The organism is Pseudomonas sp. KU26590 (assembly GCF_026153515.1).
Taxonomy (GTDB): Bacteria; Pseudomonadota; Gammaproteobacteria; order Pseudomonadales; family Pseudomonadaceae; genus Aquipseudomonas.
This window is the reverse complement of the sequence record NZ_CP110644.1, coordinates 1,969,881-1,984,738: the sequence shown is the minus strand read 5'-3', so window position 1 is coordinate 1,984,738 and position 14,858 is coordinate 1,969,881. Positions and strand designations below refer to the sequence as shown.

The following is a 14,858-nucleotide window of genomic DNA, read 5'->3' as shown; positions in this document are numbered from 1 at the left end:
AATTGATCAGGATCTTCACCTCGAGCATCGAACCTTAGCTCGCGTTGTGTTGCCTGCCCTCCTAAGTACCTACCAGTCAGCCCCGCGCCACATTTTAAATGCGCTCAACTGGCTGCTTTTGTTCCAGACAGGTTCTGCGCCCTGCCCCTGACTCGCATTCGAGCATTGGTCCGCGTTTACTGGAACGTATTTATTTTGCACGCCTCTTATTGCGTGTCGATTCAGGAAACACCTACAACATGACTACTCATATCCAGACTCAAAACGCTATTCGCACACTGACCAACGCATTTGCCCCGATGAACTGCCTGATCATGGCAGCGCGCAAAGGCTGCTTCAGCTTCACCATCGTCAACGAGCACGGTATCGCCCGCCACAGCGAGCGTTTGTACCCGGATCAATACTCCAGCGATGCACCGCTGCAGGCTGTCATCGACCGTACACGTCAGGCCCTGGTTGCCTAATACCAATGCCTGATACCGTCCGTCGGTAAATAACGCTGCGTCGACAAGGCCTCACCCGATAACGGTGGGGCTTTTTTGTATCTGTTTTACTTACATAAAAAGCAACAGGGGCATCCATGAATGCCAGCCACCCTGTTCAAGCTGCACGGGAACTGACCGGAAAACAGACCTTTACACCGTAAATATCACACTACACTTCAAGTCAGCGGCTCAGGTCGCTGCCGGTGGGCCCACTTCATCCCTGCTGCCAAGCGCCAGGGTCCGCCGACTCATCAACTCCCCGAGGGTGTTATGGGAATCGCCGCCAGTGAACTGTGTCGCTACGTCATCCGCCCGACGCTCCTGTACCTCGGCCGAGACAGTCGAGCCGCCGAATCACTGCTGCTGGGCGTCGCCGCCAGCCAGTCCGCGCTGGGCGCCGAGCTGGACAATCCGCGCGGCCACGGGCTTTACAGCATCGCCGACACCCAGCACCGCCAGCTTTGGGACCACTACCTGGCCCGCGATCCGGACCTGGCCAGCCTCGTTCGAGGCCTGGCCAGCCAGCACGCGTTTCTCACAGGGCCCGACCTGGAGCTGACCGTCAACCTGCGTTACTCGACCGCCATCGCCTGGCTGATGGTGGAAGCGAGCCATATTTCGCTGCCGGATGCAGACGATTCTCTGGCCATGGCGCAAATGTGGCGCGAGATATTTCAACCCGGCGGTCAGCTTCAGGATTTCACCTCAGCCTGGCAAACATGGGTCAGCCCTCTGTTTCAGCCCTCAACGGCCATTTCGTGACCGATTGGTATTGAACGAAAAAGCGGCGAACTTTCAGGATTGTCCTACAAGAACCGCTCTAAATCGGCTGATCCAGGCTATAGCGCGAGGACAGAAATATTGGTAATTTCCGCGCGGTGATCAACAGGAGTTCTAACAATGAAAAAAACAATGATCAAATCCAGCCTCAGTCTCGCCATCACTCTTGCCTCCACTCAGATTTTTGCCTCCGGCTTTGCCCTGAACGAGCAAAGCATCAGCGGCATGGGCACAGGTTTTGCGGGTCGTACCTCGTCTGTCGATGACGCCAGCATCGTGTACGGCAACCCGGCCGGCATGTCGCGCATCAAGCGCGCGCAGGCGACCGTGGGGGTCGCCGCAATTGATGCCTCCACCGACATTACCGACACCAGCGGCCGCAGCACCGGTTCCAACAAAGGCGACATGGTGCCGTTCATCGCCGTACCGATGGGCTTCTACGTGAACCCGGTCGACGAGCACTGGGCGTTCGGGTTTGGTGTCTACGCGCCATTCGGCCTGGTCACCGACTACGAAAACAACTTTCAGGGCCGCAACTTCGGCAGCAAGAGCGTCGTCAAGGTCGTGACCTTCCAGCCGACCGTCAGCTACGCATTCAATGACAAGGTGTCGATCGGTTTCGGTCCGACCATCAACCGTATTTCCGGTACGCTGGAATCGGCACTCAATGTCAGCCCGCTGCTGGGTGCTCGCACAGGCGACGGCCGCGTGCAGGTCAAAGGTGATGACGTCGGTTACGGTTTCAACGCCGGTATCCTGGTTCAAGCCACCGACACCACCAGCGTCGGCCTGACCTACCACTCCAAAGTAACCTACAAGCTCGAAGGCCACACCGAAGTCACCCCGGGCGCAGGCGTGCCTGCCCAAGTACTGGGCGCGGGTCGATACGACGCCAAGCTGAGCATCGACACGCCTGAAACCGTGGACTTCTCGGTCACGCAGAAGATGAACGATGCCTGGAAGCTCTACGCGGGGGCCACCTGGACACGCTGGAGCCGTCTGGAAGACATCACCGTGGAGAATTCGGGCGTCACGCGCGCGGGTGGCGTCGCTGCACCAAGCCTGGTCGGCACCATCAGCGAACAGCAGAACTGGCACGACACCTGGGCTTACGCCGTGGGTACGTCGTATCAGTTGAACAAGCAGTGGGTGTTGCGTACCGGCCTGTCGTTCGACCAGTCGCCGACCAACAACGAGAACCGCTCGCCGCGCATCCCGACGGGTGATCGCACGATCTTCAGCCTGGGCGCCGGTTACAGCCCGACCGACGACATCACCATCGATGTGGCCTACTCCTACTTGCAGGAAGAGAAGGTCAAGGTCGCCGACTCGAACGCGCTGGGTCAGAGCTACAACGCCAAGTACGACAACAGCGCCAACGGTTTCGGCGTGGGCATGACGTACCGCTTCTGATGCAGTGGGCGAGACAGGCAGATCACCTGTTCGCCCTACATAAAACCCCGCAGCCAGTGATGGCTGCGGGGTTTTTCGTTGTGGCCGGTCTGCTTCGCGTCAGCGCGTTTTTACGGTTTGGAGGCGATGGCCTTCTCGATGGCTGAAATCAGCTCGGGATCGTCCGGCGCGGTTTTGCTGGAGAAGCTGGCAACGACGTTGCCTTGGCGGTCGACCACGTATTTATAGAAGTTCCAGCGCGGTGGATTGCTTTGCTCGGCGAGGACTTTGAACAGGTTGATGGCGTCGGCGCCACGCACCGGCTGCGGTTCGGTCATGGTGAAGGTGACTCCGTAGTTCACATAACACACCTTGGCGGTCTCGGCGACGTCCTTGGACTCTTGGAGGAAATCATCCGAGGGCACGCCGAGCACTTGCAGGCCCTCGCCCTTGAAGCGCTGGTTGAGCGCCTCAAGCCCTTTGAACTGCGGCGCGAAGCCACAGAAGCTTGCGGTATTGACGACGAGCATCGGCTTTCCGGCAAACTGCTTGCACAGGTCGATATCCTGTTTCGCCCGCAGCTTGGGCAGGTCGCCCTGCAGCAGTGGCGGGCAATCGGCTGCCGCGGCGGCGCCACTGAGGGCAAGCAACAGCAGAGGCGCGTGAATCCAGCGTAGGGCCATGGCGACGTCCATTCATGAGCGGGCAGGAAAGGTGGAGCTGTCGCTACGCTACTCCGCCGCACGCCGAATGCCTAGGGCGCCACGGAAACGGGGCCATTAGCCGGCTTTGTCGGTCGCCGTGAAGGCCCGCTGCATCGCCTGGGGCGGTTCGCCGAAGTTGCGCAGAAACGCCTGGCGCATTCTTTCCCGATCGCCGAAACCGGTCTCACGGGCAACCACCTCAATGGGGTGCCGACTGGTTTCCATCATCGCCCGCGCCATTTCCACCCGCAGGCATTCGATGGCTTTCGCCGGGGTCTGCCCGGTTTCCTCGCGAAAAACCCGGCTGAACTGACGCGGGCTCAACCGGGCAATCGCTGCCAACGCGTCGATGGACAGATCGCTTTTGAGGTTCTCGCGGGCATAGGCCAGCGCCAGTTGCACGCGGTCGGACTTGGGGTCCAGCTCCAGCAACGTCGACAACTGGGAATGCTCGCTGCCGCGACGTTGATAAATCACCAACTTGCGCGCGACCTGCCGGGCGATGTCGGCGCCGAGGTCGTTCTCGACCATCGCCAGTGCGAGATCAAGCCCGGCGCTCATGCCCGCGCCGGTCCAGATGTCACCATCCACGGTGAACAGTTTGTCGTCCTCGACGCGGACGTTGGGGTAGCGCTTGCGAAACTCGGGGGCATGAATCCAGTGCATGGACGCGCGCTTGCCGTCGAGCAGACCCGCTTCGGCCAGCACAAACCCGCCCGTGCACAGCGACGCCACTCGCCGCGACTGAGCCGACGCGGTGCGCACGAACTCAAGCAGGCTGGGTGTCGGCAATTGCAGGTCCAGGTAGCCACTGACGATGATCGTGTCGTAACCCTCGGGCTGCAATGGCGTGGTATTGACCGAAAAACCTTCGGACGATATCACCGCCCCGCCGCTCTCGGACACCAGATGAAAGGAGTACGCCGCCTCGCCCTGCATCAGGTTCGCGCAGGTCAGCACGGACCCGACGGACAGGCTCAGGGACTGAAAATTGGGGTACACCACCAGCGCAACGCTATGCATGACACCTCTCCGGTTGATCCGGAACACCATGGATAAATCTTCGATTAGCTAGCGTAGCGGGTTGTAGGCGCGTGGCTTGTCCCGCGATCTGGCGCGCAGCGGCAGCAAGTCTGCTTACGGACTGTCTGGCACACCGCCGCGCAGGATTTTGCTGCCGGTTCCCGGCAGATCGCGGGACAAGCCACGCTCCTACTCCTACTCCGCACGCCGGCGGCAGGACACTGCATCAATCCCACATCAGCGCCAACGTCACCAGCACCAGTGTTTCCAGCAGTTCGAGCATCGCGCCGGCGGTGTCGCCGGTGCTGCCGCCCAGACGTTGCATCATCACCCGGCGCAGCCAGAAGAAGCCGCCCGCTGCCACCACCAGCACCCAAACCGACGCACCGCCACCGATGAGCACGCAAACCACCGCCACCGCTGCCAATACCCGCACACCGGCCTTTCTTGGCAGGTGGTCGGCCAGCGCCTGTCCCAATCCACCGGCGCGCACATAAGGCGTGTTCAGAAACAGAGCCAGCATCGCCGCACGGCCAATCACCGGCGCCAGCAACAGGCCAACACCAGTGTGCGCTTCAATCAACGCCAGCACGGCGCTGAACTTCAACAGCAAGACCACCACCAGCGTGACCACGGCAATCGGGCCGCTGCGTGGGTCTTTCATAATGAGCAGCGTGCGTTCGCGGTCGCCGAATCCACCGAGCCAGGCATCCGCGCTGTCCGCCAGGCCGTCCAGGTGCAGCCCACCGCTGAGCATCACCCACGCCGCGAGCAGCAAGGCGGCGTGCAACACCATCGGTGCGCCGTCGAGCAGATGATTCAGCGCCATCAACAGCACGCCGAACAGCAACCCCACCAGCGGGTAAAACAGCAGCGAACGCCCCGACTCCTTGGGCGTCGGCATGCCCGGCAGGCGAATCGGCAGGCTGCTGAGGAACTGCAAGGCGATCCAGAACGGCAGCATTTAAACCTCCGTCAACTCACCGTCGGCCTGCACGTCGAGGCCAAACAGACCGCCGTGGGCCACCGTGACCTGCAGCAGTTGCTCACGGGGCAGACCGCGGGCGCGGGCCAACAACAGACGCATCACCCCGCCATGACTGATCAGCAGTACGCGCTGACCGTCATACGCCCGCTGCAACCGCTCAACGGCGGCCAACACGCGGGTGGCAAAAACCTCAACCGGTTCGCCGTTGGGTGGCGTAAACCCGTACGGATCCTCCCAGAAGCGCCCCAACCCGGCAGCATCGGTTTCCATCAATTGCGCGGGGCTGTGGCCTTCCCAGTCACCGAAGTGCAATTCCTGAAGACCGGCTTCCAGCTCCACGGGCAAGCCCAGTCGCTCGGCCAACTCGTCGGCAAAACGCGCGCAGCGTTGCAGCGGCGAGCTGACAATCCGGTCCCAAGGCCCACGGTCAGCCACCGCCGCGCGCATCTGCTGCCAGCCGGTGTCGGTCAGTGCGTCGTCGATGCTGCCGCGCAGGCCGCCGCCGAATTCGGTTTCGCCATGGCGCAGCAGGTCAAGATGCAAGGTCATGCCGGACGGTCCGCCACAGCGGCTTCAGAGAAAGTCGCCATGCCGTTGTGCAGCTCGCAGGCCAGACGCAACAACGGCACCCCAAGCGCCGCGCCGCTGCCTTCGCCCAGACGCAATCCCAGGTCCAGCAACGGCTCGGCCTGCAGCGCGTCCAACACCAGACGATGGCCTGGCTCGGCGCCACGATGGCCGAAGAACAGCCACTCCCGGCACGAAGGATTGAGGCGCACCGCCACCAGCGCCGCCACGGAGCAGATAAACCCATCGACCAGCACCGCAATGCCCACTTGGGCGCAGGCCAGGTACGCACCGACCAGCGCCGCGACTTCAAAACCACCGAGGGCACGCAGACTGGCCAGCGGGTCACCGACGGCGTCGCCATGCAGCCGCAGCGCACGCTCGATCACTTGCGCCTTGTGGCTCACGCCCTCGGCATCCAGGCCGGTACCGGGGCCGACCAGCGAGGCAGCCGGGCAGTCAAGCAACGCGCAGGCCAGCGCACTGGCGACGGTGGTGTTGCCGATGCCCATTTCGCCGCCGATGAACAGCTCGGCGCCTGCGGCCTTGGCGCGCAACACGCTGTCGCGACCGCCCTCAAGGGCAGCGTGCAGTTGCGCCTCGTCCATGGCCGGGCCGTGGGCAAAATTCGCGGTGCCCGGGCCGAGGTTGAGGTGACGCACGCCCGGCAGGTCCAGCGACGCAACCGTGCCCAGATCAACCACGTCCAGCTGCGCGGACAGTTGCCGCGCCAATACGCTGATGGCCGCGCCGCCCATGATGAAGTTGTGCAGCATCTGCCCCGTCACCGCCTGCGGGTACGCCGAGACGCCTTCCGCTACGACGCCATGGTCGCCGGCAAAAATCGCGATCCAGACCTCATCGACCTTGGGTTTCAGGCGACCCTGCAGGCCGGCCAGTTGCACCGCAACGTCTTCCAGTCGGCCCAGCGAGCCGGTCGGTTTGGTCAGTTGCTGCTGACGGGCCAACGCCTCTTCGCGGCTGACATGATTGCTTTCTCGGGAAGGCGCGAGCCACCAGGCGTTGCTCATAGTGCAGGTCCTTTCAGGGTCATGGGCAGTCCGGCGACGGTGAACACCACGCGATGGCAGCGTTCGGCCAGCGCCTGATGCAGCCAGCCGGCTTCATCGACATAACGACGGGTCAGCTCACCGAGGGGCACGACGCCGAGCCCGGTTTCGTTGCTGACAAAAATGATTTCGCCCGGCAGTTCAGCCAGGCCATCGAGCAAGGCTTCGCGCGCCTGCGTCAGGCGCTGCGGGTCGTCGAGCATCAGCAGATTGGTCAGCCACAAAGTCAGGCAATCCACCAACAGGCAGCGGCCCTCGCCTGCGTTTTCCCGCAGAACGCGGGCCAGTTCGACAGGTTCTTCGATCAGCCCCCATACAGGCGGACGACGCTCGCGGTGCAAGGCGACGCGCTGGTTCATTTCGCCGTCGAGTGGCTGACTGGTGGCGATATAGATGACGTCGTGCCCGCTGTCGCTGGCAAGCTTTTCCGCCAGCCGACTTTTGCCGGAGCGCGCCCCGCCGAGGATCAATTGCAGCATCAGGGTTGCTCCAGGCCGCAGAGTTCGCGTAACAATTTGCCGTCCAGGTGGGTTTCCACCAGATCGGCCAGACGTTCGATGTCGCGTTCGCGCAGGGCGTGGTAATCGACCGACTGCACATTCTGCAAGCCGGCCCATCGCAGCAAGGCGCTGCTCGACGCAGGATTCTCGAACAGGCCGTGGAGGTACGTGCCGAGCACTTGGTCGTCAGGGCTGCGCGCGCCATCACAGCGACCGTCCATAAGCTGGACCAGTGGACGTTCCAGCGCTGCGCCGGTGGTCACGCCCGCATGAATCTCATAACCGCTGACGTCAGCGTCTTCGAGGGTCAGCCGCCCGCTCACATTGCGCAGTTGTTTCTCTTCTTCCAGCACCGTGCTCAGGGCCAACAGTCCCAGGCCTGGGCTTGAACCCGCCGCGCCTTCGAGTCCCAGCGGGTCATGCAGCTGCTCGCCGAGCATTTGCAGGCCACCGCAGATGCCCAGCACTTTGCCGCCGTAACGCAGGTGACGGCTGATCGCGGTGTCCCAGCCATTGGCGCGCAGGTAGGCGAGATCGCTGCGCACGCTCTTCGAGCCGGGCAGGATGATCAGATCAGCGCCAGGAATGGCCTGCCCCGGCCCGACGAATTGCAGATTGACCTGCGGGTGCAGGCGCAGCGGGTCGAAGTCGGTGTGATTACTGATCCGTGGCAAGACCGGCACGATGACGTTTAGCACTTGCTCGGCCTTGTCGGTCTGACGCTGGTCGAGGCCGTCTTCGGCTTCGAGGTGCAGGTCCATCACGTAGGGCAGCACGCCGACCACCGGTTTGCCGGTGCGCTGTTCGAGCCAGTCGAGGCCGGGCTGAAGCAGCGCGATGTCACCGCGAAAGCGATTGATGATGAAGCCTTTGACCCGCGCCTGTTCGCTGGGAGAAAGCAATTCCAGCGTGCCGACCAGATGGGCAAAAACCCCGCCGCGATTGATGTCAGCCACCAGCAGCACCGGGCAATCCACCGCTTCGGCAAAGCCCATGTTGGCGATGTCGCCGGCACGCAGGTTGATCTCTGCCGGCGACCCGGCGCCTTCGACCATCACCACCGGCCAGCCTTCGCTGAGGCGACGATGGGAGGCGAGTACGGCCTGCATCGCGATGGCTTTGTAGTCGTGATAAGCGACGGCGTTCATGGTGGTGACGGCACGACCGTGAATGATCACTTGCGCGCCGGTGTCGCTGTTGGGTTTGAGCAGCACCGGGTTCATGTCGGTGTGGGGTTCAAGGCCACAGGCCTGGGCTTGCACGGCCTGGGCGCGGCCGATCTCGCCGCCGTCGGCGGTCACCGCGCTGTTCAGTGCCATGTTCTGCGGTTTGAACGGCACGGTGCGCACGCCTTGGCGGGTCAGCCAGCGGCACAACGCGGTCACCAGCGTACTTTTGCCGGCGTCGGACGTGGTGCCCTGAACCATCAGGGTTTTGCCGAGGGTCATGCGCGCTCCCGTGAGAATTCGCTCAGCGCCTGTTCCAGCCGCTGCCAGTCGGCGTCTTCGCGCGGCAGGCCGAAACGCAGGCTGCTGTTGTGGGTAAAGATACGAAGGAGGATGCCCCGCTGTGCGCAGAACGCGTAAAGCTCCTCCGCCAGCGGCGTGATCAGCCACTGGAACAGCGCGCAGCCGCCCTTGGGCGCGAAACCGTGGCGATTGAGCACGTCCACCAGACGCTGACTGGCCTGCTCGGTGCGCTGACGCTGACGTTGATGCCCGGCCACGTCGTTAAGACACGACTGACCGATGATGCGCGTCGGCCCGCTGACCGACCAGGGCCCGATCTGCCGCGCCATGACTTTGAGAAAGCGCGGCTCCGCCAGCACAAAACCCAGGCGCACACCGGCCAGCCCGAAGAACTTGCCGAACGAGCGCAACACGATCAGGCCCGCGCGTTGGGTGTATGCCGCCAGGCTCAATTCTGGCGTGTTGTCCATAAACGCTTCGTCCACCACCAGCCAGGCGCCGCGCTGGGCCAGACGCGCGTGCCACTCCAGCAGGCGTTCGGGCGGCAGGCTCAGGCCGGTGGGGTTGTTCGGGTTGACCACGACGAGCACATCAAGGGTGTCGATGAAACGCTCCACTTCTTGCTCCAGCACCTCGCGCAACAGAAAGCCGGTGTTGCGCCAGGCCTCGGCGTGCTCGGCGTAGCACGGCGACAGCACGCCGACCTTGCCCGCCTGGCGTAGACGCGGCAGCGCCTGAATCGCCGCTTGCGAACCGGCCACCGGCAGCACGTCCGTAGCACCGTAATAGCGGCGCGCGGCGGCTTCCAGGCCGTCATCGGTCTCCGGAAGGCGCGACCAGGCCGCTTCAGAAATCGCCGGGATCGGCCACGACCACGGCGAAATCCCGCTGGACAGGTCGAGCCAGTCCGCCTCATCAATGCCGTATTTCAGGACTGCGCCACGCAACCGGCCGCCGTGCTCAAGCATAGAATTCTGTCCCCAGACACAAGATCAGCAACCACAGCCACACGCCGCGCTGCACCAGTTGCCAACCGCGATCAATAGAGTCCGCGTCCGCCGGCACACCTTCGCCCAGGGTCGCGCGCTCATGCAGCTCGCCGTGATAAATCGCCGAGCCACCCAGTTCGACGCCCAAGGCGCCGGCGCCGGCAGCCATCACCGGGCCGGCATTGGGGCTGTCCCACTTCGGGGCCTGGGTGCGCCAGCAGCGCAAGGCCAGCCGGGTGTTGCCTAGCAGCGCGTAGGTCAACGCCACCAGCCGGGCCGGGATGTAGTTGAGCAGGTCGTCGATTTTCGCCGCCGCCCAGCCGAAACGTTCGAAGCGCTCGTTGCGATAGCCCCACATGGCATCCAGCGTGTTGCTCAGGCGGTAGAGCACCACGCCCGGCGCGCCCAGCACGACGAACCAGAAAATCGCCGCAAACACCGCGTCGCTGCCGTTCTCCAGTACCGACTCCGTGGCCGCCCGGGCCACTTCGGTGCTGTCCAGTTCCGATGTCTGGCGACTGACCAGATAGCCGACGCGCCGACGCGCTTCGTCCAGATTATCGCTGCGCAGGGCCTGGGCGACCGGCTCGACGTGCTCGCCCAGGCTGCGCATACCCAGCGCGCAGTACAGCGCCAGCACGTCCACCAGCCAGCCGATCATCGGCAGCCAACTGAGCAAGGTGGCGATTAGCGTCAGCGGCACCACAGCAATGAACCATGCGGTCACGCCATGGCTGCGCCAGCCGCGGCCGGCGGCATTCAGGCGCTGTTCGATGCGCTCGGCAAAACGGCCGAACGCCACCAGCGGGTGGTTCCGTTTTGGCTCGCCGAGCAACGCGTCCAGCGCGACCCCGGCGACGCTCAATAACGCCACACTCATGCAATCACTCCCCATGTGTTCTCGTAGACCAGCTCTTGCAGCGCGCGCGGCTGCGCCCAGCCTTCCATCACCAGCATGGGCGCGGGGTAGAACGCCTTGACCGGACCCAGGCACAAAACCGCCAGGGGTTTTGAACCGGCTGGCATCTTCAGCAGATCGGCCAGGGCCTGGGGATCGAACAACGATACCCAGCCCATGCCCAGACCTTCGGCACGCGCTGCCAGCCAGAGGTTTTGAATGGCGCACGACAGCGAGGCCATGTCCATTTCCGGCAAGGTGCGGCGGCCAAAAATGTGTTTCTCGCGGTCGTCCATCAAGGCGGCGACCAGTACTTCGGCGCAGTCACTGATGCCCTCGACCTTCAGTTTCATGAAATCGTCAGACCGTTCGCCCAGGGCTTCGGCGGTGCGAATGCGCTCCTCCTCCACCTGCGCCTGAATCTGCGCGCGCAATTCCTGATCAGTGATGCGCAGGAAGCGCCACGGCTGCATCAGACCAACGCTCGGTGCGTGGTGAGCGGCTTCGAGCAGGCGGGCCAGCAACTCGGGCGCCACCGTGCCACCGCAGAAATGGCGCATGTCGCGACGCTCGGCAATGGCGCGGTAAACGGCCGCGCGTTCCGGGTCGGTGAAGGTGTGGTCAGTCATGGGAGCGGGCTCATGGCAAAAACAGCGCCGCCATCGCCTGGGGATTCGAGGGGAAGTAAAAGTGCACGTACGACGCGGTCATGCGCCCTTCGCGGTACACCGCTTCGGCGCCGCGCCCGCCATTGGGGCTGAGGCCGCGGGCGATCGGCGTCAGTTCGGTGCTGGTCAGGGAGTGGTGATAGGTGTGGCCGCGCAGCGTGCCTTCCGGCAGTTCGACCGATTGCAGGGCCAACGCCGCCAGACGCTTTTGCATCACGGCTTCGCCTTTGAGCAAGCCCACCCCTTCGGCGCGGTGGCCGTCGACATCGGTCAGGGCATCGAGCAGATACAACATGCCGCCACACTCCGCCAGCAGGGGTTTGCCGGCGGCGTGGTGCGCGCGAATGGCGGCGAGCATTCTGTGGTTTTCCGCCAGCGCCGTGTGGTGCAATTCCGGGTAGCCGCCGGGCAGATACAGGCTGTCGGCGTCGGGTAATTCACGGTCGCGGATCGGCGAAAAGAATGACAGTTCGGCACCCATCTCCCGCAGCAGGTCCAGGCTCGCGCCGTAGAAAAACGCGAACGCTTCGTCATGGGCGATGGCGATTTTCACGCCCGCCAGCAGCGGTTCGGCGGGAACGAACTCGGGCGCGGTGAAGGTCACAACCGGCGGCAATGTGGCGTCGCAGGTGCTGGCCAGCGCGGTGGCGGCAGCGTCGAGGCGCATGTCCAGATCATTCAGCTCGCTGGCCTGAACCAGGCCGAGGTGCCGGCTGGGCAGCTCGATGTCAGTCTCACGCGACAGCGCGCCGTACCAGCGCAGGCCTTCGGTCAGGCTACCTTCCAGCAACTGCGCGTGGCGCACCGTGCCAACCCGATTGGCTAGCACGCCGGCAAACGGCAGATCCGGCTGATACCGCGCCAATCCCAGCGCCAATGCGCCGAAGGTCTGGGCCATGGCCGTGCCGTCGATCACGCCCAGCACCGGCACGCCGAAACGCCGGGCCAGGTCTGCGCTGGAGGGCGTGCCGTCGAACAAGCCCATGACGCCTTCGATGAGGATCAGGTCGGCATCGGCGGCGGCTTCCCACAACAGGCGCCGGCTTTCGTCCTCGCCGATCATCCACATGTCCAGTTGGTACACCGGACGGCCGCTGGCGCGTTCGAGAATCATTGGGTCGAGAAAGTCTGGCCCGCACTTGAACACGCGCACCTTGCGCCCCTGATTGCGGTGCAGACGGGCGAGTGCGGCGGTGACGGTGGTTTTGCCCTGACCGGACGCAGGCGCGGCGATCAGCACTGCCGGGCAGTGGCGGGGTTGACGCTCACTCACAGTTCGATGCCTTTCTGGGCCTTGATACCGGACTGAAAGGCATGCTTGACCACGCCGATTTCGGAAACGGTGTCGGACAGGTCGATCAATTCCTGCTTCGCCCCACGCCCGGTGACAATCACGTGCTGCATCGGCGGACGTGCCTGCAAGTCGATGAGCACCTGCTCCAGGTCCAGATAGCCGTGCTTGAGGGCGATGTTCAGCTCATCGAGCACGACCATGCCGATGGAGGGGTCCTTGAGCATTTCCCGGGTCACGGCCCAGGCGGCTTCGGCGGCGGCGATGTCACGCTGGCGGTCCTGGGTTTCCCAGGTAAAGCCCTCGCCCATGACGTGGTAACGCACCTGTTCGGGGAAGCGACGGAAAAACATCTCTTCGCCGGTGCTGTGGCGGCCTTTGATGAACTGCACGACGCCGCACTGCATGCCATGGCCCATGGCGCGGGCAAGCATGCCGAACGCCGAGCTGCTTTTGCCCTTGCCGTTGCCGGTCAGGACCAGCAGTAACCCGCATTCATTCGGCGCGCTGGAAATGCGCTCGTCCATCACCGCCTTTTTGCGCAGCATGCGCGCCAGGTGGCGTTCGTCACGTTCGGGGGATTCGCTCATCTCAGCTCTCCGCTTGAGGGCAGGTGTGGCAAACGGAGGGCACAGGCAAAGACTGTCGGCAGGCACCGGACAAGGCCCGGCCTGCAGCAGAGCATCGCCCTCCGTGATGCTGTTCGATGGATCAGGCCGGTCTCCGGACTCATGAGTTGCCACAACCGTGGCAGGCCAGGCGCCTTCCCATGTTCAGCGAACACAGTGGCATTGTGCGTGGCCTTGACTCATTTACCGTTGCGGAGGCAGCGCCGGAATTGATCGCACAAGCAATCGCACCGGCTTCCCTGTTTCACCCATTGGACCAACCTAGTCCCGGGCACCTGAAACATGGCGCGAAGGTTAGAGGGTTGACCCCAGAGCGTCAATCAAGGGATCGCACATGCCTCTGCTTGAGTGCGAAACCGTAGAAGCCGGTGCCTGCCTGAAACGCGAGATCGTAGGAGCCGGCTTGCTGGCGAAGGCGTCGGGCCACACGACAGTGCAGCGTCTGCACGAATGCGTTCGACAGCAAGCTTGCTCCCGCAGGTTCAGCGGTCAATGCGGAAGTCGGTAAACCACGCCCCATTGTAGGAGCGCGCTTGCCCGCGAAGGCGGTGGTTCAGGCGACCGATGTGTCACAGGCAAAATCTTTCGCGGGCAAGCGCGCTCCTACAATGATCTCGGTAACGCCCACCATCTGTGGCGTACACACAATCCGTAGATATCGGGTTGCTGGCGAAGGGGTCAAGGCAGTCACATCATCGGCGAGGGATGAATCAGGTTCGCCTGCAAGCCGGCTCCCACGGAGGGGTGTGTTTGCCGCGGGCTTCGCGCCGCTGGTCATGTGTTCGCCCGCCAACAGCGATTGAACACATTGCATCAGGGTGACTATTGCTTGGCCAGGTTCGATGGCTGGATAACGCGCTTGGCATTCAGCCAGGCTTTTTGCCAATACGGCTTGTCGAGGCTGTCGAGCTTGACCGTGCCGCCGGTGGCCGGCGCATGGACAAATCGCCCTTCCCCGACGTAGATGCCGGCATGGCTGACGTTGGAACCGCCGCTGGTGGCGAAGAACACCAGATCACCGGTCTGCAACTGGCTGCGGTCGATGTCGGGGCCACGCAGGGTGATCATTTCCCGCGTCGATCGCGGCAACGTAATACCGGCGGCGTCGTGGTAGACGTAGCCGATCAGGCCGCTGCAATCGAAACCCGAATCAGGCGTGTTGCCGCCCCAGCGATAGGGCGTGCCAACGAGGCCGATCGCGCGCAACAGGACGTCGTCGGCGAGCGGTGAAGGAAACTGGGGAGGAGCGGAAACCACAGGCCGGTAGACGACCTTGCGTGGAGCGGGCGGTGGGGTGCTGGAACATGCGGCCAGCAGCACAGCCAGAGAGGCGACGATCAGGCGAACCGTTAACGACATAAACACGACAACCTGTGCGGGATGCAGCTTACTGTGCCGAGAGCCT

Annotated in this window: 16 protein-coding genes and 1 riboswitch; of the genes, 3 read left to right on the top strand and 13 right to left on the bottom strand. The window is 63.5% G+C overall.

The genetic code is table 11. The features are described 5' to 3' along the window. Positions 1-239 precede the first annotated feature (239 nt). The 3 genes from OKW98_RS08945 (at position 240) to OKW98_RS08935 (ending at position 2,678) form a co-directional block, all read left to right on the top strand. Positions 240-464, top strand: coding sequence for a hypothetical protein (locus OKW98_RS08945; RefSeq protein WP_065992924.1), 225 nt, complete (start codon positions 240-242; stop codon positions 462-464). Positions 465-755: 291 nt separating this feature from the next. Next, positions 756-1,247, top strand: coding sequence for a hypothetical protein (locus tag OKW98_RS08940; protein WP_265388837.1), 492 nt, complete (start codon positions 756-758; stop codon positions 1,245-1,247). 138 nt (positions 1,248-1,385) lie between these two features. After that, complete coding sequence (locus tag OKW98_RS08935) at positions 1,386-2,678, top strand: OmpP1/FadL family transporter (RefSeq protein WP_265388836.1); 1,293 nt, start codon at positions 1,386-1,388, stop codon at positions 2,676-2,678. Between the two features lie 110 nt (positions 2,679-2,788). Here OKW98_RS08935 and OKW98_RS08930 read toward each other — a convergent pair whose 3' ends face one another. From OKW98_RS08930 to OKW98_RS08870, 13 genes are all read right to left on the bottom strand, one after another. Then, a complete protein-coding gene (locus OKW98_RS08930; RefSeq protein ID WP_265388835.1) occupies positions 2,789-3,340 on the bottom strand; it encodes a glutathione peroxidase in 552 nt (183 codons plus the stop codon). Positions 3,341-3,436: 96 nt separating this feature from the next. Continuing rightward, positions 3,437-4,384 (bottom strand): GlxA family transcriptional regulator, encoded by a 948-nt coding sequence (locus OKW98_RS08925; RefSeq protein ID WP_265388834.1) that lies wholly within the window; start codon positions 4,382-4,384, stop codon positions 3,437-3,439. 226 nt (positions 4,385-4,610) lie between these two features. After that, a complete protein-coding gene (locus OKW98_RS08920) occupies positions 4,611-5,348 on the bottom strand; it encodes an adenosylcobinamide-GDP ribazoletransferase (protein ID WP_265388833.1) in 738 nt (245 codons plus the stop codon). After that, positions 5,349-5,921: an alpha-ribazole phosphatase family protein gene (gene cobC / locus OKW98_RS08915; RefSeq protein WP_133776356.1), complete on the bottom strand. Its 573-nt coding sequence runs from the start codon at positions 5,919-5,921 to the stop codon at positions 5,349-5,351. It abuts the gene before it with no gap. Further along, the gene (gene cobT, locus OKW98_RS08910) at positions 5,918-6,970 is read right to left on the bottom strand and encodes a nicotinate-nucleotide--dimethylbenzimidazole phosphoribosyltransferase (protein ID WP_265388832.1); all 1,053 of its coding nucleotides are present in this window, start codon (positions 6,968-6,970) and stop codon (positions 5,918-5,920) included. The genes cobC and cobT overlap by 4 nt, the downstream gene beginning before the upstream one ends. Continuing rightward, positions 6,967-7,488, bottom strand: coding sequence for a bifunctional adenosylcobinamide kinase/adenosylcobinamide-phosphate guanylyltransferase (gene cobU / locus OKW98_RS08905; protein WP_265388831.1), 522 nt, complete (start codon positions 7,486-7,488; stop codon positions 6,967-6,969). Before cobU ends, cobT begins: the two co-directional genes overlap by 4 nt. Then, complete coding sequence (locus OKW98_RS08900) at positions 7,488-8,957, bottom strand: cobyric acid synthase (RefSeq protein ID WP_265388830.1); 1,470 nt, start codon at positions 8,955-8,957, stop codon at positions 7,488-7,490. Before OKW98_RS08900 ends, cobU begins: the two co-directional genes overlap by 1 nt. Next, positions 8,954-9,946 (bottom strand): threonine-phosphate decarboxylase CobD, encoded by a 993-nt coding sequence (gene cobD, locus OKW98_RS08895; protein ID WP_265388829.1) that lies wholly within the window; start codon positions 9,944-9,946, stop codon positions 8,954-8,956. Before cobD ends, OKW98_RS08900 begins: the two co-directional genes overlap by 4 nt. Beyond that, positions 9,939-10,847, bottom strand: a complete 909-nt coding sequence (gene cbiB / locus OKW98_RS08890) for an adenosylcobinamide-phosphate synthase CbiB (protein ID WP_265388828.1) — start codon at positions 10,845-10,847, stop codon at positions 9,939-9,941. The genes cobD and cbiB overlap by 8 nt, the downstream gene beginning before the upstream one ends. Then, positions 10,844-11,494, bottom strand: a complete 651-nt coding sequence (gene bluB / locus OKW98_RS08885; RefSeq protein ID WP_265388827.1) for a 5,6-dimethylbenzimidazole synthase — start codon at positions 11,492-11,494, stop codon at positions 10,844-10,846. The genes cbiB and bluB overlap by 4 nt, the downstream gene beginning before the upstream one ends. Before the next feature lie 10 nt (positions 11,495-11,504). Beyond that, a complete protein-coding gene (locus tag OKW98_RS08880) occupies positions 11,505-12,806 on the bottom strand; it encodes a cobyrinate a,c-diamide synthase (protein ID WP_265388826.1) in 1,302 nt (433 codons plus the stop codon). Beyond that, positions 12,803-13,414 (bottom strand): cob(I)yrinic acid a,c-diamide adenosyltransferase, encoded by a 612-nt coding sequence (cobO, locus tag OKW98_RS08875; RefSeq protein ID WP_265388825.1) that lies wholly within the window; start codon positions 13,412-13,414, stop codon positions 12,803-12,805. Before cobO ends, OKW98_RS08880 begins: the two co-directional genes overlap by 4 nt. A 106-nt stretch (positions 13,415-13,520) precedes the next feature. After that, positions 13,521-13,747: riboswitch (cobalamin riboswitch) on the bottom strand. 528 nt (positions 13,748-14,275) lie between these two features. Beyond that, the gene (locus OKW98_RS08870) at positions 14,276-14,812 is read right to left on the bottom strand and encodes a C40 family peptidase (RefSeq protein ID WP_265388824.1); all 537 of its coding nucleotides are present in this window, start codon (positions 14,810-14,812) and stop codon (positions 14,276-14,278) included. Positions 14,813-14,858 lie beyond the last annotated feature (46 nt).

Coding starts and splice junctions, on each gene's coding strand:
- cobD (WP_265388829.1), bottom strand. CDS start 9,946: ATGCTTGAGCACGGCGGCCGGTTGCGTGGCGCAGTCCTGAAATACGGC.
- OKW98_RS08945 (WP_065992924.1), top strand. CDS start 240: ATGACTACTCATATCCAGACTCAAAACGCTATTCGCACACTGACCAAC.
- cobU (WP_265388831.1), bottom strand. CDS start 7,488: ATGCTGCAATTGATCCTCGGCGGGGCGCGCTCCGGCAAAAGTCGGCTG.
- OKW98_RS08935 (WP_265388836.1), top strand. CDS start 1,386: ATGAAAAAAACAATGATCAAATCCAGCCTCAGTCTCGCCATCACTCTT.
- OKW98_RS08870 (WP_265388824.1), bottom strand. CDS start 14,812: ATGTCGTTAACGGTTCGCCTGATCGTCGCCTCTCTGGCTGTGCTGCTG.
- cobT (WP_265388832.1), bottom strand. CDS start 6,970: ATGAGCAACGCCTGGTGGCTCGCGCCTTCCCGAGAAAGCAATCATGTC.
- OKW98_RS08920 (WP_265388833.1), bottom strand. CDS start 5,348: ATGCTGCCGTTCTGGATCGCCTTGCAGTTCCTCAGCAGCCTGCCGATT.
- OKW98_RS08940 (WP_265388837.1), top strand. CDS start 756: ATGGGAATCGCCGCCAGTGAACTGTGTCGCTACGTCATCCGCCCGACG.
- bluB (WP_265388827.1), bottom strand. CDS start 11,494: ATGACTGACCACACCTTCACCGACCCGGAACGCGCGGCCGTTTACCGC.
- OKW98_RS08925 (WP_265388834.1), bottom strand. CDS start 4,384: ATGCATAGCGTTGCGCTGGTGGTGTACCCCAATTTTCAGTCCCTGAGC.
- OKW98_RS08930 (WP_265388835.1), bottom strand. CDS start 3,340: ATGGCCCTACGCTGGATTCACGCGCCTCTGCTGTTGCTTGCCCTCAGT.
- OKW98_RS08900 (WP_265388830.1), bottom strand. CDS start 8,957: ATGACCCTCGGCAAAACCCTGATGGTTCAGGGCACCACGTCCGACGCC.
- cobO (WP_265388825.1), bottom strand. CDS start 13,414: ATGAGCGAATCCCCCGAACGTGACGAACGCCACCTGGCGCGCATGCTG.
- cobC (WP_133776356.1), bottom strand. CDS start 5,921: ATGACCTTGCATCTTGACCTGCTGCGCCATGGCGAAACCGAATTCGGC.
- cbiB (WP_265388828.1), bottom strand. CDS start 10,847: ATGAGTGTGGCGTTATTGAGCGTCGCCGGGGTCGCGCTGGACGCGTTG.